Raw genomic sequence first — 16,962 nt, 5'->3', positions numbered from 1 at the left:
CCCCTGTTTATTATAAAGAGTGAAAATGCTAACGCTTCCGATGGTGAGTCTGAAGTAAATGGATTTACAAATGTCACGGTGGCATGGATGCTAAGGAGTGACCCTGCACCGCGAAAGCTATGCTCACATCCATGTGAGCACACGCTATTTTCTCTGCGTCCTCAATTCAAATTGAGTCGGAGGCAAATAGATCTTCAACTCTTTAGCTTTTACTTGCCGCAATATATGAGGCTAAATCGAAGATATGAACATTCCGGTGTAAGCGCAGCTGTGACCGTCCATGACATGGCGAAGTTTCACAGTGTGAAACGTTCTGAGCGAGAGGCATGGATGCCGAACTGGCCGTTTAACAAGGATGTTATTTGTTTTGGCAGAGCTTTCAGGGACCTTTTGATTTATATAAAGAATGCAGCGTGTCACAGTAGTGCTTGCACATAAGGTCGCTCTTTCACATCTGACCCATAGGGATTTGGGAAATGTCATGATGATGTCGGGAACATCATTGACCATGTGATCGCGACATTTGTATATCCTATACATCAGCTGCGGCAGGCAATTGGTTAGATTGAAGTAATGGCCTGCTGTAACGGGGCCAATATAAATGAAGTTTAAAGCTTAATATCACTGTGTATTAACGCAGTTATATTAATCCTCTAAGAATTTTTCATTATTATCGAAGCCAAAATCAGGTCAATTGGCATCGATAAATTTGAGGTTGAAAGTTTAACTTATATATTTCATGGGTTTATGTTATTCATATTGAGTAACAATGGACCCGATAAATGTTCAGGCTCAACTTTGCGGAGTGATTAACCTTAATGCGGCCAATAAAGTAGGCATTAGTTCCTTTACATCAGTAAGTTACATGATAAATTGAATTCAAAATTAATTATAAGCAGGGATTTATCCGAGACGCTGGATAATAAGCTGTTAGCTTTCCATCATAAATCGAGGTTCTATGCTCTATCACTATACAAGCCTCACCGGCTTAATTGGGGTTGTAAGTAACAAATCTATTTGGGCTAGCCATTGTGAATTTTTGAATGACTCCAGTGAATTTCATCATGCATTAAGTTTTGCAAAAAGCTACTCAGGTAATATCTTTATGGAAGATGATTATATTGCTGCTTTTGGTTGGGTCGTAAGAGACTCGCTAGAAAAAATGAAAAAGCATGATGTGTTTGTTAGTTCTTTTAGTGAAAAGCCTGACTTACTTAGCCAATGGCGAGGTTATTGCCCACAAGGTTCGGGGATATGTATCGGGTTTGATGACGAAAAAATACGAGCTTTTTGTGAAAATCATGGATATAAATTAGAGAAATGCATCTACGATACAAGCGCTCAGGAAAAGCGCATTTTAAAATATCTTAATGAGTGCCTAGAGAAATGTCCAAAACCTCAATTAACTAGGGATGAGTATGATGCTCTAGACGCTAAGGGGCAGGTTGAACAAGAGATTGGTTATAGAGCACTTCTCGAAACAGGTGAGCATAAAGAACTGGCTGATATTGCCTTATCAGAGTTTTGTGAAAAGATTAATGAAACAGCACCTTTGATGAAAGATTTCGGTTTTCACGAAGAAGCGGAATGGAGAATAATTAGCAGAAATCCTTCAGTGAAGAACGAATTTAGGAGTTCAAACTCCCATATCATTCCTTATATTGTTCTGCCAATACTAGAAGAGTTTAAGGACTGTATTAAAGAGATAATAATAGGTCCAAACCCTGCAAAACATCGGTGTAAATCTTCTATAGAGCACTTATTAAAGTCTAATGGGTTTAATAATGTAGACCTTAAAGTATCAACAATACCTTTCAACAGTTGGTAGCGAGAAAGCTAACAAGGCACTTAAACGGAACAAAAAACAGTTGGTTACGTTTCGCTTCGCTACACATTATAACCAACTATTTTTGTCCGCTTAGTGCGGCGTTATACGTCATTCAGAGAGATGAGTTTTATCATGGCAATCAGTGAGTTTGAAATAAAGCGTTGTGAGAAAGAGTTAGATAAGTTTATTGATGAGCATCGGCCTCCTGTTCATGTAAGAGACCAGCTTGATATTAGTTATCAAATTGAAAATCAAAGCGTTGTGCTATTTGAAATTAGAGCTAACTTTAGAAATCCATCGGAAAAATTAGATATTCCGATTGCGAAAGCTACATATGTGAAAACGCAAAAAGTGTGGAAGATCTATTGGCAAAAATCTGATCTTAAATGGCATGTATATGAACCTGTAGCAACAGTCAAACATCTAGAAGATTTCTTGAATGTTGTTGGTCAAAATGAGTACGATTGCTTTTTTAGTTAAACGTATAGCAAGGTAGTTATAACGGAACTAAAACAGTGGGTTACGCTTCGCTTTGCTACACATGTTAACCCGCAATTTTAGTCCGATTATTGCGGCGTTACACGTACATTCGGAGTTGCCATGATCAAAACTGAAAGCATACAGATTCAATGTCCACAGTGTGGTGAAACTGAATTTGAACAACCTGATAATGTACAAGATGATGACTTTGTTAAATGTAATCATTGTAAATTTGAAATGATGCTGGCAGACCTTAAAGAGGTAGGTATTGAGCAAGCTAAGGAAGTCATTATTCCAGAAGCTAAAAAAGAAATTGAAAATATGTTAAAGAAAGCGTTCAAGGGGTTTAAATAAATGAGCAAATACGAAATTATAAGTAGTCTTGTTTCATTACTGGCTATAGTGGTTTCTTCAGTTTCATTAATCCGAACTCGTAAACTGGCTAAAGAACAACTAGAACTAGAAAGGGTCACTGCTGAGCTTTCTAAGCTTCAAATTGAAAGTATCGAATTAGAAAAGGCTGACAAAATAAAGCCTAAATTTAATGTATCGTTAACTAAATTAGGAAAGTCATATTCTTTCTATATTTCCAATACAGGGCAAGGCTCTGCATTTGACGTCAGGTTTGAGCTTGTTGACTGTGAAAACAGTCCACTTTGTAGTGATGTAGAAGAGAAATTCCCACATCCAGAAATGAAGCCAAATACCAGAGTTAAGTTAATCGCTGCAATATGCTTAGGCTCTCCATTAAAATACCAAGCAAAGATTACATGGAAAGACTTAGAAAAAGAAAGCCATGAGGAACTTTTTTGGGTCACTGTATAGCACGTGTAGCAAGGTGTTTAAATTGAACTAAAACAGTTGGTTAAGTTTCGCTTCGCTACACATTCTAACCCACAATTTTAGTCCGCTTAGTGCGGCGTTACTAACCCACTTTTTGTCCCAAAAAAGTTACAAACCAATCCCAATCATGCCCCTAAAGTAGCGAGTTAACTAGCTATTAGACGCCAAAATCGCGTGTTGTAATTGTCGTAAATCATTCACAATAAAATCAGCCTGAGATTGATAATCAGGCTGCTTATTGTGGTTGATAAACACCGACTTCATCCCTGCATTTTTCGCCGCTTGAATATCATATAAATAATCGCCCACATAAATCAGTGACGCAGGGTCTAAATCCCAAGTGGTGGCGATGGCCAGCAGTGCATCTGGGGCGGGTTTGGCGGGGTAACACTCGCGGGTTAATACCAGTTCGAGATTGATATTATTTTGTCTAAGCTTGGTGGCGGTAGCTGCTTTACTGTTGCGGGTAACAATGGCGCTGGGCAAACTTAACTGTTCAATGGTGCTGAGCAATTCTTGCATATGCGGCAAGGCCTTGGCGTTAGTGGCATCTTGTGTTTCATGGGCCAAGATAATTTGGTTGGCTCTATCTTGCAAAGGCGGATGGGTAATATCGGCGACAAAATCCAGTAGGTCAACATCGCATGGGCAACCTAATTCCTGTTTTATTTGGCTAAAATCCAGTGCTGATTCAACCAAGGTGCCATCTAAATCAAAAATGACGCCTTTAATGCCGGCCAAACTTTTCATTGCTAATCCTTGCAGTCAAAAATAGGGTGATGAGGTGCGATAGCCGTTCGCGCTCACGCTCTGATTCTACTCAGCTTATGCTTAGCTTGAGCTTATATGTGGCTATCAAATATAAGCGTATCTAAGGTAATACTAAATGGGCCTTGCTGTTTGGCGGCGATCAGTAACCCAATACGGCTGATATCAGCAAATTTTAACGCTGGCGCGCTGATATTTCTACCCCGAAAACGTGGCAGAAAATCTGTCACGGTAAATGTGTGTTCACTCCATTGCCCCGCTTGCGTATCAAAGTCGGCGGCATAGGCTTCACCAAAACTCAGTTTGGCGGTTTTTAGGCGTAATTGATAGCGTTTACCGTCACCAAAGACCCTAAGGGTAATACGGTCACTATAAGGGGCTGTTTGACGTAATTGAAACTCTATCGAGGCAAAGCCGCCATTATTATCTAGCGAGACATTACCGCTAAATACGGCATTTTGGCCTTGTTGAGAGTCAAGCTGACTTGCCGATAATCCGCCCATTACCGTGTCATTACTTATTCTGCCCTCTTTGACATGATTGGGGTTATCAAACTGAATTTCCATGGCGAAAGCCTTTATGCTGAGTAAATGAAATAACACCAAAGTGACAATATAAAGCGGAAATAACTTTAGCATAATGCTGTGCCTCAAGGTTGTTTAGCTGGCATTTAAGTTGAGTTATGGTTTTGATTGATGATTTTAGTAAAAAAAGCGACTTATCTGGGTGAGGGATAAGTCGCAAAAGGTAACGCAGGGACTGGTAAATCGTGTTTAATCAATACTCATACTGGGTAGATATCAGTATGAGTATTGGTTGTTACTCTTCTTCGGCAACAAAGTCATCCATTAGAATAACTGAGAACATAGAAGTGTCATTTTCTGCATCCACTGCAGCAACGCTGTATAGCCCATTTGCAGCTAAGCTCACTGGCAGTGGACCAATGGCAACAGTTTTAGTACCTGTTACAGTGACGCTTACGGTGTAATCACCTGGGGCAACACTTAAACTACCTGACGCTGCTTTAAATGGTACATCTGTTAGCGCAGGCTCTGATGCACTGATGTCGGCTGTAGGGGTGAGGTAAACATCGACATTACCCGCTGAGTACGAAGCGTGGATGACGTTTAATCTAGCTTCAGTTGCAATGCGGCGAGTGTGCTCGGCAAAGGCCCAAGGGCTAATGTCGTTGTCAGATAAAGAGCCGACAGCGAGCACTGAGTAGCTGGCACCTAGCATTAAATCGACTTCGGCATCTTTAATCACTTCAACTGAGTTATCAGCATCAGCTGCCACAGTGACTGTGTGCATGCCTTCTGGGATGTTGACGTAACCTGCAAATTGACCAAACGATAGCATGTCAATGGCGGGAGTCATGCTGCCATCAAGAAACACATCAACAGCAGGTGCGTCTGCTACGGCATGGACTACACGGATGTCGCTACCACTGCTCACATCATTTAAAAGTACTTGTGCATCTGGTAATGCCACTAACAGCGCGACAGGTGAGTCTCCTGACCATTCATTTGGGATTGCCGAAATGAAGTAATCATTACCTGCGGCTAAATTGACTGTGCCTGAATCAAACACCACGGTTTTGTCACCATTTGGGGTAATTCGAATTTGATAATCAGCGGTCGGCACTTCAAGCTGATCACTGTTATCCATGTAATTGGCCGATAAGGTTGGCTCCATCATGGCGATGTCTGCCATTGGCTCGGTAACGTAAATATCCACTAAACCCACATCAGGAGCAGCATGTAATACTTGCACTCGGGCATTGTCTGCGGTGATATCGGCTTTTTCATTGGCAACCAATTTGAGCATCAAGTTTTCATCGCTGACGTTACCTAAAGCAACGGCGGTATATTCCATATCTGCAGCGGCGGCTAAGTCGGCTGACAATACCGTTGTAGTGGTGCCATCTGCAAGCTTTGCATCTACGGTAATGGCGTAGGTTGAGGCTTCAACTTCTAACAAACCACTTGAAACGGCGTAATCGACATCGGCTAATAACTGAGCGCCATCGGCAGTGACATTAACCATAGGCGCATCGCTTGATGCGTGAATAACGCGTACTTGGGCATATTCAATATTGGGGGGTTCTTCAATAACAATTTTGTCATCGTCATCATCTGAACAAGCGGTTAGGGCGATTAGTGAAAAGCACAGAGCAAGGGAGTATTTCCGTTTCATCTTTATATCCTCAAATTCATTTTGTCGTATTGTCATGTCGATGGGTAATACGGCACTTGCTAATTTAGGATCATGTTTTTATTTAATCTTTAAACACAATTGTTGGTTTTAGAGATTCTAATAGGGTGATTTTTAGTCGGTATGACAAACATCGACATAGGGGTGAATAGGGGATAATCTGTAGTCTTAATCGGTGTTGTAAGGTGTCGCGTGTGAGTTTAAAAAGCCGTCAAAATACTCTGAATAAAGCTCTTAAAAATAGTCTAGAAAAAGATCTGCAAAAGGATCAAAATAATGATCTGTTACTGCCAATAGCGGCAGATGTCGCTGCTGAAATCAAATCTAAAGTCGAACCTGAAATTGCTCCTAGCGTTGCCGCTAAAATTGAACAAAAAACTGAGCGCCAGTTTCGGGTGGCCTCGTTTAATTTATTCAACTTCATCGAGCCGCCTGCGGCTTATTATGATTTTGAAAACATCTATTCCCATCAGCAATGGCAAAAAAAGTGTCGCTGGTTAACTGACTATGTCACTGAGCAGCAACCTGACATTATTGGCTTTCAAGAAGTCTTTAGCCCCGATGCTTTAAAAGCGTTATTGCTTACTTTAGGCTATGACTATTTTGCAGTATTAGATGAACCCACCTTAGTCAGTGACTATGTTTATCAAAGCCCAGTGGTGGCGCTGGCCTCTAAGTTTCCGATCACCGAAACCGCCTTAATTAGCGTTGATGATTCACTGTTGCCACTGATGGGCATTGCCAGTGATTTTAGCTTTAGCCGCCAACCGTTACTGGCAAGGGTAAACATACCTCACTTTGGTGAGTGTGAGTGTTATGTGGTGCATTTAAAGTCTAAACGCAGTGGCATGGGTATTGACACCTTAGCCGATACTGGCATGACTGGTGGCGCGGATATTATGGCCAGACAAGCCCTTGGTACGTGGGCATCGAATATGCAGCGGGGCAGTGAAGCGGCATTACTATTTTATGAAATTGCCAAACGCCGCCAGGCTAATCAGCTGCCGGTGTTATTAATGGGTGATTTTAATGATTCATTGCAAAGCACAGCACTGGAGGCTTTTAGGGCTAACAGCAAGCGAGTGTTTAGAAGCGATATTATCGATCCAAACCTTAAAGTATTGAATGACGTTAATCTTAAAGCTGAGTTTGAACGCTTTAGTTTATTTGATAGTTATGAATTGTTTCAAGCAGGGCAAAAGCTCAATGCCACCTTAGCCCAAGATGAATATGAATCTAGTGTTAATGCAGATGAATCGACTAGCGACATTGATGATGCACCAGCGCCTGATTTACATAAGCATGATAGGCCAGCAACCCATTATTATGGCAATACTGGCTCGGTATTAGATTATATTTTGGCAAGCTGTGAGTTTGATGCCGCTCACCCACGCAATTTAGCGGAAGTGAGTGGTTATCAAACTTACGATAGGCACTTAGTTAGGCCAGAATATGAGCGTGACAGTGATAGTACTGATCACGCGCCTATTATGATGACCTTTAGGGTTAGGCGCTAGGCTAACGTGAGTTCAAAAAGCTAGCGCGAGTTCAAAAAGCTAGTGCTAGTTCAAAAAGCTAGTGCTAGTTCAAAAAGCTAGCGCTCGCTTATTATCTTGCTAAGGCCTCACTCATGCTGACACAGGTTTGTTCCTGTTGGCGGGCTTCTAACAGTGCCCGCCGAGTCATTTTCGATAATCCCGTTTGGGTATTTAACACTTCAGATAAAGCTTCAATATTGGCATTGGTGCAGTCCATGGGGATTAATGCTCGGTTGTAAGCGCGCATAAATACCGGGCCTTTTTTATCAATCTCACTTAGCGTATCTAAACGCTGCTCCGCAGTAGCGGCGCTCAGTAATTTTTGTTCGCTTGGGTAAAGATGATCCATGGCGATACGGGCTTTGGCAAAGGGCAGTCGGCTGTCATCTTGTATCTTGTGTAGCCATTGACGTTTAAGGCTAGCTTGAGGGCGAGACACTTCTGCGGCAATGGCAGATTTTTGGCCACTGTCGCTGTTATCTTGTTGTTTTTCGTTTGCCAGCAACGCCGCGCTATTAGGGTAATCATAGCGATTTAATTGAATGATTATTTTCCAGCGTAAATCCTGACTGATAGTTAACCCTTTAATCGGCGCAATGCCAGCCAAGATATCGGCTAAGTGCCCAAGGGCGGCATTGTCGCTGGCTAAGCTAATATAAGCATCAAACCAACGGCGCTGAAAATCAGCATCGTCGTGGTGCTCCATGGTCATGCGTAAACTCATTTGTGTTAGCGCTTTGCTGACTTTAGTGGCATAAGATTTATGGTTAGGCGCCATGCTATGAAGGTTTTTTTGCACCTCTGTTAAGTAGCCAATGACTTGGCCTAAAATGGTGTAGTCTTTTTCTAATGGGGCATTAACTAAGGCGACATTAATAAACTGCTTTAATGAGGTGTGGCCATCGCTAACACTGTCCCACATGCTTTGCCATAACATTGACCGCAGTAATGGGTCACTGACCTTAGCTAACTGCTGCTTTACCGTGTTAAACGAGCGCTGATCTAACTCAACCTTTACAAAGCCCCAATCATCAAAATTTGGGTAAACCAAGTCTGGGCAATACTCGCCTACAAGTTCAGGTACCTCGGTAATGGCGCCTTTATAAGTGACCGCTACCGTGGTGCTATGGTGAATAAAATGCCGCGCTGCTCTAAATAATGCCACTTGTACTTTTTGTTCTCGCAGGGTGGCAAAGTCTTCACTTGGGGCGCTTTGTAGCAATGAAAACTTGCTGATGCGATGGTCTTTACATTGGTATTGGGCTGTTAAGGTGTTAACCCCAGCTTGGTACAGCCACTCTTGTGTCCACTGGCTTAAGTCGCGATTACTGGCTTTGGCAAGGCTATTAATAAAATCCGCTAACTGGGCATTTTGATAACTGTATGTTTTAAGGTATTGCTGCACACCTTGTTGGAATGTCTCAGCGCCCAGTAAATGGCGTAATTGCATTAACACCGACGCGCCTTTTGAATAGGTAATAGCATCAATATTATCAAAGGCATTATTGCTACTGGCCACAGGAACTTCGATGGGGTGAGTGGTCACTAGGCTATCTTGCTGATACGCCTTTAGCTTGCCACTGGCGTAAAAGCTGCGCCAAGCGTGGTTAAATTCGGTGGCTTCGCTGGTGGCCAAGGTGCCCATAAAGGAGGCAAAGCTTTCGTTGAGCCATAAGCCATTCCACCATTTCATGGTCACTAAATTGCCAAACCACTGGTGCGCCATTTCATGCATGATAACCCCAGCTAACCGCTGCCTTTGGGCGGCGGTCATGGTGTCTTTTACCATAAAGCGGCTTTCTGAGTAGGTAATAGCGCCAGCATTCTCCATCGCGCCATAGAGAAAATCAGGCACTAATAATTGGTCGTACTTTTTAAAAGGGTAGTCAATACCAAAGTAATCATCGAAGAAGCTGAGGCCTTGCTTGGTGTAAGTAAACCAATCTTGATAGTTAACTTGCTCAGCCACAGATTGGCGGGCAAATAAACGCATGGGGTATTTGCCTGAGTTATCTTGCCACACATGATAAGGCCCAGCATGCATTGAGAAGTTATAAGGGCTCAGTTTTGGCGTCGCTGGGAAAGTCCAAATTTTGCTGTCGCCAAGATCTTCAATATGGGTTTCAGCCATGGTGCTTATCACCTGCCAGCTTGGCGGCGCTTCAACAGTAATTTGAAAGCTGGCTTTTAAATCGGGTTGGTCAAACACGGCAAACATTTGCTGGGCAGCAGCGGGTTCAAAATGGGAATACAAATATACCTTGCCATCAACGGGGTCTTCAAAGCGATGCAAGCCCTCGCCATTGGTACTGTGCTCGCGGCTGTAGCTTATCTCAATGGTGTTTTTGCCACTTGATAAAAGCAGCGGGTTAATGGTGAGGTATGCGCCATTGTAGTTAGGGTAAAGGCTTTTGCCATTAATCAATAATTTGCTGATATTGGCTTGGTTTAAGTCGATGGTTAATGCTTCCGCTGTGCTTGCAAGGCTAAAATCTATTTTGCTAATGGCCTCAAAACGGGTTTCACCAGTGAGGGTAAAACTGAGTTGGTAATCTACCTCTGACACCACATTTGAGCGAGCTTTAGCTTGGCCCTGAGTGATGTTCGCGCTGCCATCTCGGGGTTTGATATTGGGCGCGGTGGCATTACAGGCAAATAAACTGGAGCAGACCAGTGCAATAAGCGCAGACTTAAACGAGTTCACAAATTCTTCCCTAACCTAATTTTATGTTTTTATTATTGTTATTTTTGCTATAAAAAAGCCGACGTGACGTCGGCTTATGATTGTAAATCGAATAGGCTTACATGCCTAAGAAAGACTTCGATTTTACTTTACGAATTTCTTTTTCATCAGACCATTCAATTAAGCCTGTTTCAAGATCCATAAGACGCATGGTCATTTTATAGTAAACATCTTTAGTACTGCCATCTTGTTTTACGATGCTAGAAAGATTGCCGTATAGCATGTATTGCGCGCCCACTTGGCGGCCAAACTTAATCGCAGTCGATGGGTCGACCATGCCAGCATTGTTTTGGTAATCAAGCTGCTTACGCACTGAGTCTACTTTGGTCATGTCAATAAAGCGGAACTTACCTGAGCGTAATAGCTTGTTACTGATGGTGTCAGTCACTGACTCTGTATCGATATGCTCTGAGGTTTTATTTTTAATTTTATCAACGAAAATAATTGGGCGATCGTTTTGGGTCATTACGATCACTGGTGGGAAGGTTAACATGCTGTCGACCATTTTGGCGGCAATGACTTGTAGATCCGTTGAACCGAAGTTTTCATTCACGGTTTCTACTTCTGTGGCATCGCCATACTCAACCTTAGATTGACACGCTGATAGCCCAATAACCGCAGCTAAAACAAAAATCAGTTTAAAATGTTTCATAGTAAGTTCCATGTTAGATAAAAGGTAAAGTTGTTGTTTTTAAAAAGTCGCGTTAAATAGGAGTCGTATTAAATTATTATTGAATAAAAACGGGTTTGATTGCCAGTTTCTATTACCCAAATTAAGGTGGCCCGATTAGCGTGAACATTAATGGTCGCAGCTGGGCTGTTACCTAGGCTGACTTGATAGGCGCCTGGCTCAATATATTGGCGCGCTATTTGCGCTTGCCTTGGCAGCGTTAGCCAACTTCTTCTGTCGGCTTGCTCTGTTACTACATTGAAAATTTGCATTAATATGGCGGCGGCATCGGCTTCATTATTACGGCGTTTACTGCCACTTTCGACGCTGCGAGTAAACTCTGATTTAGTATAGACCCGCGCGGCTTGTCGAACCAATGCGCCGGGTAAATCTTCTTTTAAGGCATTAATGGCTAAGGCATCGATATTGGCAATGGGCTCAGCTTTTAGCACTGTGCCAAAACCTTGAATGATTGAGGGCGGGATCACTTGGTTATAGGGCTGGTAAGTGGCTAATGACACCGTTTGCCAGTTGCCATGAATTGTAAACGGCACGGTCAGGCTTTGTTTTTCGGGGACAAAGCCACGTTCAACCACCATCACCACCTGACCTTGGCCTTGTTTAGGTAAAATGGCATCTCCCCAACGGCGTTTGAATTCATCATATTGCGGCATTGAAAGTTGCTTGGCTAACCTGACTAAATCTTGTTGGAGGTATTTATTATTCGGGCTTATTTGAGCGGCTTTACGGTAATCAATATAGGCATCATTGGGCTCGCCGAGTAATTCATGTAGTAAACCTGTGGTGTAATAGCTGTAGGCATTTAAAAAGGAGCTGGTGACAGTGCCAGCCGCTGAGCCTAATTTATTTAATTCGCTATCAATGGTGCCATTAGCCATGGCTTGCACTGATTTTTGCGATTTTTGGTAGCGCGCCTGCTCACTGCTTTGCAGCTCATTACTGCGGCGCACTTCAATTAACGCCCCTTGGGGATCGCCGGCAAATAAATAGTTAAAGGCTTGGTATTGATGCACCATAATGCGCTCATAGCCTGGGCCGCGATATGGAATGGCATTGTCGTTTAATACTAGGCTACTGGCGGTGGCGGTTAAGTCTGAGGCGCTAATAACGGCTCTGTCATCAAAGGCTTGATAGGCTTTGATGGCTTGTTGGTAATAATTTTTACTGGCATCAAAATCACCCGATATTTGCGCTACTCGGCCAGCTTCTTGGGCGTAAAGTAGGCCATCATTGGTATCAATTTCACCGGCCAACTCATTAAGTTTGGCGCTGGGTGTTGGGCCACTGAGTTGCTGTTTAATCGGCGCAATTTGCGAAGGGTAGTTAATCAGCACACTATTATAAGCGCAGCCTGATAACAGGATTGGCAATAGGAAAATACTGCTCAGTGCTTTCATTAGCATACGTCCTGCAACCGTGATTTTTCTTGGTCGAAGGCCTGTTGCTGATCTGGCATATTTATCCTTTCTAGCAAAGTAATACCTTGTAAATGATCAAATTCATGTTGAAAAATGCGGGCATCAAAGCCGCTCAACTGTTGTGTTACCCACTTACCGCTTAAGGTTTGGTATTCCACGTTAATGTGTTTATGCCGATAGACGCTAACACGCTGGTTATCGATTGATAAGCATCCCTCTGTAGCCGCTTCCACCTCTAACGAACTGCTAATTATTTGTGGGTTGATAACTATGGTTGCTTGGCTTGTGGGTATTGAGGGATAGCGCGCATTTGGCCTTGAATGCATAATAAATACCGCTTTATTACTAAACACTTGTGGCGCAGCGATCCCGACTCCATTGGCTGCCAACATAGTAGCCATCATATCGTCGGTTAGCTGAACCAGAGCTTGATCAAAAGTAACAACGGGCTGAGTTTGGTGAGTTAAAATAGCGGCACCGGTTTTAGCAATCGTTAGAATGTTACTTTCTAGCATATAATCCCTTACTGAAAATTCAGCTTGATAACATCAAGCGAATTCTTGACTCTTTAATGTTAATAATAAAGCGACCACGTTATCTAAAAGCTAGCTCATAGCGGCTTAGCTCATCATGGCTTATATAGCATAGATTAATAATGTGGCGGTGGTGTTTCATCTGCTTGAGAAGCCATATTACTGGGTTCAATCGCTTGTAGTTTATTGACGATTAATGACAATTGATGTTGCTGAAACGCAACAAGGTCATTTAATTTAATCACTTCTTGATTGAGATCTTCAATGGTTGCTTCTTGAAAAGCGACTTTCATTTCTAAATCATCAATTTTTTGATGTACATCTTGCATTAATCTTCTCCAAACATGGCACTATTTTAAGTTGCCCCATGTTTCTACTAAACCTTGATTACTGATACTGATGATGTTTTGATTTTCATCACTTGCAATAGAGTATACAACGGCACCTCTATTTTGGCTGTTTTTCGTCAGCTGAATTTGCCTTGTTGTTTGTTTTTTACCAGTTTTTGTATCCCATAATATAATTTCTTTGGAAGGTGAGCCTGTTATTAGCTGTTTATCTTGATGAATAAACCTGGCACTACTAAAGGTCATTTGGCGTCGGTTTATGGCCAATTGCGATTGCTGTGCGCCAGTGTCATTGTGATAGATATAGGCATGACCTTTAATATCACTGACAAAACTCAAGCTGCCGCGCTGATTCAATTGTACTTTACTAAGGCGTGACTCAAGTTGCCATTGCTGAATCGGTTGGCCTGTTTGTGCTTGCCACAAGATAACAGAGCCATCATTGGAGCCTGTTAGTGCCCACTGGCCATCAGCGGAAATTGACACGCTTGAAACGCGCTCATTATGGCCCAAAAATTTAATCAGATTTTTTTCTGGTGCCAATGACATTACTGAGCCATCAATTAATCCCACTAGGGTTTGGGCATTATTAGCAATGGCCACCGATTGTGCTGATGCGGGCAACGACCACCAGCCAATGGATTTACCACTTTGGATATTCCAAATCACTAATGAGCTATTAGATAATGTCGCGGCATAATGCGCATTGGCAGAGATCGCTGTATCAAAGACGCTATTATCGCTTTCGCTAGCACTATTGCCATGCTGCCAATGGTATTTTAGCTGGTTAGCCTTGAGATCCCACCATAAAATCCCATTACTTGCTGTACTAACAAGTGCATATTGGCCATCTTCAGATAAGCTGGCGCTGTAACTGGCATCATCAGTGACGCTAAAGACGTGTGTGGCAGAGGGATGACAACCTATGAGTAAGCAAATGCAAAATATCAGCATTATGATCCTAACCATGAACTTACTCCCATAAATGTTGTCTCATTGGCGTTGATATGACTTACGGCCATTGCTAAAAACACTTTAATTAGTATAAAGTGGCCAAATATATACAAATTTTACATTTAAAGGTTATTGTAACCGCTCAAGAGTGCTGAGGAAGCTTTAATGAAATCTATTTACAAATTATCGTTAGTTGCATTGGCTGTAGTTGGTCTAACAGCGTGTAATCAAGAGCAAGAAGTTGTTGCTAAAAAAGTTGAATTAACAACGGATGCACAAAAAGAAGCTTACAGTGTTGGTGGTTCTATTGGCCGTTACATGGCGGGTCATATTACTGAACAAGAAGAGTTAGGGTTTGCAGTTGATAGAACTTTAGTTATCCAAGGTTTTAGCGATGGTTTAGCTGATACGCTAGAGTTAACTGAAGAAGAGATGCAAGTGGTTCTTCAAGGTTTAGACACTAAATTAAACGAAAAGCGTACTGAGCAAGCTGCATTATTAGCCAGCAAAGCGGTTGAAGAAGGTAAAAAGTTCCTTGAAACCAACAAAGCTAAAGAAGGCGTAGTAACCACAGAATCTGGTTTACAGTACGAAGTACTTGAAGCGGGTGCAGGTGACACTCCAGTTGCTGAAGACACGGTTGAAGTACACTATAAAGGTACTTTGATTGACGGTACTGAGTTTGATAGCTCATACAGCCGTGGTGAGCCAGCTAAGTTCCCACTAAACCGCGTTATTCCTGGTTGGACTGAAGGTGTTCAATTAATGCCTGTTGGTGCTAAGTACAAGTTCGTTATCCCATCAGAACTTGCTTACGGCGAACGTGATACTGGTACTATCCCAGCTAATTCAACCTTAGTATTTGAAGTTGAATTGCTGTCTATCGAAAAAGCACAAGCGGCACCAGCTGCACAGTAATTTTTCGAATAATAAAAAAGGACGCCAAGCGTCCTTTTTTATTGTCTGAAAATCACTACAACCATTTAAAGCGATAAAATAGCCACATTTGCAGCGCAATAATGGCAAACAGTCCTGCACAAAATAAGCTGAACGCTAAATGGCTATCAGTACCAGGTATGCCGCCAATATTGACCCCAAGCAAGCCCGTTAAAAAGCCCAATGGTAAAAATATTGCTGAGATCAGTGACAGAAAATAAAGCCGTTTATTAAGCTGCTCAGATTGCACTGATTGCAGCTGCTCTTGAGTGACGCTGGCTCTATCACGCACCGCATCTAAATCCTCAATGACCCGAATGAGCACTTCATTAATTTCTCTAATGCGAAGCTTATGCTCAGTATTAAAGAGCAAGTGGCTGTCATTGAGTAGTCGCGAAAAAGCATCCCGTTGGGGCGAAAAGTATCGCCGTAAAATAACCGTTTGCTTACGCAGCTCAGCAATATCGGAGCGTAAAGTTTGGCTGTTATGCTCAGACACCTGCTCATCAAGATTATCTAGTTCATCTTCAAGATTATGGATGAGTTCTACTTTTCTGTGGGTTAAACGTTCACATAAAGAGATAAGAAAATCAGCACTAGAATCAATAGATCCAGGTGAGCTTATTATCTGTTGAGCAATATCTTTTACCGATTGTAGTGGCCGTTCACAGGTAGAGATTATCCGCTGTGGCTGGGCGAAAACGCGCATCGACACCATGTCTTCTGGCGCTGAATTGGGGTTAAGGTTAACTCCGCGTAAAGCCATTAATATACCATCTGCAGTGCTAAGAGCCCTTGGGCGAGTGTGCTCTGCCAGTAGGGTGTCTGTTTCAGTGGCGGGTAATTGGGCGTTGTTAATCCACGCTATGGCATCGGCTGTGCTATAACGCAGATGTAGCCACAATAAACCATCTGCAGGCTGCCATTGGTTAACTTGCTCAGGTGTTAAACTTTGACCAGCATTAGGACCTGATAATAATAAGCAATATATAAAACCTGATTCCATATGATTCCTTATACCTAGGCGGTATGGTGTATGGTTTAAAAGCGGATTTATCTTGTTGGTAATGCCTATCCTATCACTTAGCATTAAATATACCGCTAACTATTTAACCTACTTGCTAATGCCTTATTAAGGCATTTTAGATGCTGTAAGTTTAAATACCATTCGGGGTATTTTTAATTATTTACTGGCTGTAATTAAGCAGTTTGCATCAATATCAGTTAAAATAGACTTAATGCCTTATTTAATTGAGCTTTACCATGGAATATGAATTTCGCCGTAATAGTCTAGACGGCACCGTGTTTGCAGAATTCAGTATGGAGCATGCGATACTCGGACGATTTTTTGCTGAGCAACTTGGTACTGATAAATCCCAATGCCACGATATTTTGCAGCAAATTGAACAAATTAGGGCCAGCAAAAAAGCAGGCTGGTCGTGGCAAAGTAACGATTTGTCTATCGCGATTGACAGTGAGCAGGTGCGGATTTATACCAATGCCATTGATTTTGATGAAGACTTTGACTTGGAAGAGTCAATGAATATGTATGATGCAGAGTCAGAAGCCTTTTGTGGTTTAGAAGACTTTGAAAGTGCCTTAAAGAGTTGGGTTGAGTTTATCGCCAGAGCCTAGTTGATGTTTCGTCAGGCATCTTGACCTTATAGCT

General features: G+C 42.3%; 17 protein-coding genes. 7 read left to right on the top strand and 10 right to left on the bottom strand.

All coding sequences use genetic code 11. The features are described from left to right. The first annotated feature begins 958 nt into the window (after window positions 1-958). From BCU91_RS17345 to BCU91_RS17330, 4 genes are all read left to right on the top strand, one after another. Complete coding sequence (locus BCU91_RS17345) at window positions 959-1,828, top strand: DUF2971 domain-containing protein (protein ID WP_102532011.1); 870 nt, start codon at window positions 959-961, stop codon at window positions 1,826-1,828. Window positions 1,829-1,960: 132 nt separating this feature from the next. Next, a complete protein-coding gene (locus tag BCU91_RS17340) occupies window positions 1,961-2,308 on the top strand; it encodes a DUF3024 domain-containing protein (RefSeq protein WP_102438467.1) in 348 nt (115 codons plus the stop codon). Between the two features lie 120 nt (window positions 2,309-2,428). Next, the gene (locus BCU91_RS17335; protein ID WP_102438397.1) at window positions 2,429-2,662 is read left to right on the top strand and encodes a hypothetical protein; all 234 of its coding nucleotides are present in this window, start codon (window positions 2,429-2,431) and stop codon (window positions 2,660-2,662) included. Continuing rightward, on the top strand, window positions 2,663-3,133 hold the full coding sequence (locus BCU91_RS17330; protein ID WP_102532010.1) for a hypothetical protein: 471 nt from the start codon (window positions 2,663-2,665) through the stop codon (window positions 3,131-3,133). 168 nt (window positions 3,134-3,301) lie between these two features. Here BCU91_RS17330 and BCU91_RS17325 read toward each other — a convergent pair whose 3' ends face one another. The 3 genes from BCU91_RS17325 to BCU91_RS17315 all read right to left on the bottom strand — a co-directional run bounded on the left by BCU91_RS17325 (window position 3,302) and on the right by BCU91_RS17315 (window position 6,115). After that, window positions 3,302-3,901 (bottom strand): HAD family hydrolase, encoded by a 600-nt coding sequence (locus tag BCU91_RS17325; protein WP_102532009.1) that lies wholly within the window; start codon window positions 3,899-3,901, stop codon window positions 3,302-3,304. 92 nt (window positions 3,902-3,993) lie between these two features. Further along, on the bottom strand, window positions 3,994-4,557 hold the full coding sequence (locus BCU91_RS17320) for a CIA30 family protein (protein ID WP_102519184.1): 564 nt from the start codon (window positions 4,555-4,557) through the stop codon (window positions 3,994-3,996). Between the two features lie 181 nt (window positions 4,558-4,738). Next, complete coding sequence (locus tag BCU91_RS17315; protein WP_198590495.1) at window positions 4,739-6,115, bottom strand: DUF4397 domain-containing protein; 1,377 nt, start codon at window positions 6,113-6,115, stop codon at window positions 4,739-4,741. A gap of 212 nt (window positions 6,116-6,327) precedes the next feature. On the opposite strand from BCU91_RS17315, the gene BCU91_RS17310 reads away from it, so the two are divergent. Then, complete coding sequence (locus BCU91_RS17310; RefSeq protein WP_241904109.1) at window positions 6,328-7,650, top strand: endonuclease/exonuclease/phosphatase family protein; 1,323 nt, start codon at window positions 6,328-6,330, stop codon at window positions 7,648-7,650. A 91-nt stretch (window positions 7,651-7,741) separates the two neighbouring features. Here the strand turns inward: BCU91_RS17310 and pepN are convergent, their stop codons facing one another. The 6 genes from pepN to BCU91_RS17280 all read right to left on the bottom strand — a co-directional run bounded on the left by pepN (window position 7,742) and on the right by BCU91_RS17280 (window position 14,372). Next, entirely contained in the window at window positions 7,742-10,375 is a 2,634-nt protein-coding gene (gene pepN / locus BCU91_RS17305) for an aminopeptidase N (protein ID WP_102532007.1), read from the bottom strand. 97 nt (window positions 10,376-10,472) lie between these two features. Then, a complete protein-coding gene (lpoB, locus tag BCU91_RS17300) occupies window positions 10,473-11,066 on the bottom strand; it encodes a penicillin-binding protein activator LpoB (protein ID WP_175609517.1) in 594 nt (197 codons plus the stop codon). A gap of 68 nt (window positions 11,067-11,134) precedes the next feature. Beyond that, window positions 11,135-12,502 (bottom strand): hypothetical protein, encoded by a 1,368-nt coding sequence (locus BCU91_RS17295; RefSeq protein WP_102438410.1) that lies wholly within the window; start codon window positions 12,500-12,502, stop codon window positions 11,135-11,137. Continuing rightward, window positions 12,502-13,038 carry a peptide deformylase gene (gene def / locus BCU91_RS17290; protein WP_102438412.1) on the bottom strand — a complete coding sequence of 179 codons (537 nt, stop codon included), beginning with the start codon at window positions 13,036-13,038 and terminating at the stop codon, window positions 12,502-12,504. Before def ends, BCU91_RS17295 begins: the two co-directional genes overlap by 1 nt. A gap of 134 nt (window positions 13,039-13,172) precedes the next feature. Beyond that, window positions 13,173-13,385: a SlyX family protein gene (locus tag BCU91_RS17285; protein WP_076540726.1), complete on the bottom strand. Its 213-nt coding sequence runs from the start codon at window positions 13,383-13,385 to the stop codon at window positions 13,173-13,175. A gap of 21 nt (window positions 13,386-13,406) precedes the next feature. Continuing rightward, window positions 13,407-14,372, bottom strand: a complete 966-nt coding sequence (locus BCU91_RS17280) for a hypothetical protein (RefSeq protein WP_102532006.1) — start codon at window positions 14,370-14,372, stop codon at window positions 13,407-13,409. Window positions 14,373-14,522: 150 nt separating this feature from the next. Here BCU91_RS17280 and fkpA point away from each other — a divergent pair, with 150 nt between their 5' ends. After that, window positions 14,523-15,275, top strand: coding sequence for an FKBP-type peptidyl-prolyl cis-trans isomerase (gene fkpA, locus BCU91_RS17275; protein WP_102438416.1), 753 nt, complete (start codon window positions 14,523-14,525; stop codon window positions 15,273-15,275). A 55-nt stretch (window positions 15,276-15,330) separates the two neighbouring features. Here the strand turns inward: fkpA and BCU91_RS17270 are convergent, their stop codons facing one another. Then, the gene (locus BCU91_RS17270) at window positions 15,331-16,299 is read right to left on the bottom strand and encodes a zinc transporter ZntB (RefSeq protein WP_102532005.1); all 969 of its coding nucleotides are present in this window, start codon (window positions 16,297-16,299) and stop codon (window positions 15,331-15,333) included. Window positions 16,300-16,556: 257 nt separating this feature from the next. On the opposite strand from BCU91_RS17270, the gene BCU91_RS17265 reads away from it, so the two are divergent. After that, entirely contained in the window at window positions 16,557-16,928 is a 372-nt protein-coding gene (locus BCU91_RS17265; protein ID WP_102438420.1) for a YacL family protein, read from the top strand. The last annotated feature ends 34 nt before the right edge of the window (window positions 16,929-16,962 follow it).

The organism is Shewanella sp. 10N.286.52.B9 (assembly GCF_002873635.1).
Lineage (GTDB): Bacteria > Pseudomonadota > Gammaproteobacteria > Enterobacterales > Shewanellaceae > Shewanella.
The sequence above is the reverse complement of the archived record's forward strand: the minus strand, read 5'-3'. Positions and strand labels throughout refer to the sequence as shown.

What these genes read in the sequence shown, in the direction of transcription:
- BCU91_RS17280 (WP_102532006.1), bottom strand. Translation starts at nt 14,372, where the DNA reads ATGGTTAGGATCATAATGCTGATATTTTGCATTTGCTTACTCATAGGT.
- BCU91_RS17270 (WP_102532005.1), bottom strand. Translation starts at nt 16,299, where the DNA reads ATGGAATCAGGTTTTATATATTGCTTATTATTATCAGGTCCTAATGCT.
- BCU91_RS17315 (WP_198590495.1), bottom strand. Translation starts at nt 6,115, where the DNA reads ATGAAACGGAAATACTCCCTTGCTCTGTGCTTTTCACTAATCGCCCTA.
- BCU91_RS17335 (WP_102438397.1), top strand. Translation starts at nt 2,429, where the DNA reads ATGATCAAAACTGAAAGCATACAGATTCAATGTCCACAGTGTGGTGAA.
- lpoB (WP_175609517.1), bottom strand. Translation starts at nt 11,066, where the DNA reads ATGAAACATTTTAAACTGATTTTTGTTTTAGCTGCGGTTATTGGGCTA.
- BCU91_RS17285 (WP_076540726.1), bottom strand. Translation starts at nt 13,385, where the DNA reads ATGCAAGATGTACATCAAAAAATTGATGATTTAGAAATGAAAGTCGCT.
- fkpA (WP_102438416.1), top strand. Translation starts at nt 14,523, where the DNA reads ATGAAATCTATTTACAAATTATCGTTAGTTGCATTGGCTGTAGTTGGT.
- BCU91_RS17345 (WP_102532011.1), top strand. Translation starts at nt 959, where the DNA reads ATGCTCTATCACTATACAAGCCTCACCGGCTTAATTGGGGTTGTAAGT.
- BCU91_RS17295 (WP_102438410.1), bottom strand. Translation starts at nt 12,502, where the DNA reads ATGAAAGCACTGAGCAGTATTTTCCTATTGCCAATCCTGTTATCAGGC.
- BCU91_RS17330 (WP_102532010.1), top strand. Translation starts at nt 2,663, where the DNA reads ATGAGCAAATACGAAATTATAAGTAGTCTTGTTTCATTACTGGCTATA.
- BCU91_RS17265 (WP_102438420.1), top strand. Translation starts at nt 16,557, where the DNA reads ATGGAATATGAATTTCGCCGTAATAGTCTAGACGGCACCGTGTTTGCA.
- BCU91_RS17320 (WP_102519184.1), bottom strand. Translation starts at nt 4,557, where the DNA reads ATGCTAAAGTTATTTCCGCTTTATATTGTCACTTTGGTGTTATTTCAT.
- def (WP_102438412.1), bottom strand. Translation starts at nt 13,038, where the DNA reads ATGCTAGAAAGTAACATTCTAACGATTGCTAAAACCGGTGCCGCTATT.
- BCU91_RS17340 (WP_102438467.1), top strand. Translation starts at nt 1,961, where the DNA reads ATGGCAATCAGTGAGTTTGAAATAAAGCGTTGTGAGAAAGAGTTAGAT.
- BCU91_RS17325 (WP_102532009.1), bottom strand. Translation starts at nt 3,901, where the DNA reads ATGAAAAGTTTGGCCGGCATTAAAGGCGTCATTTTTGATTTAGATGGC.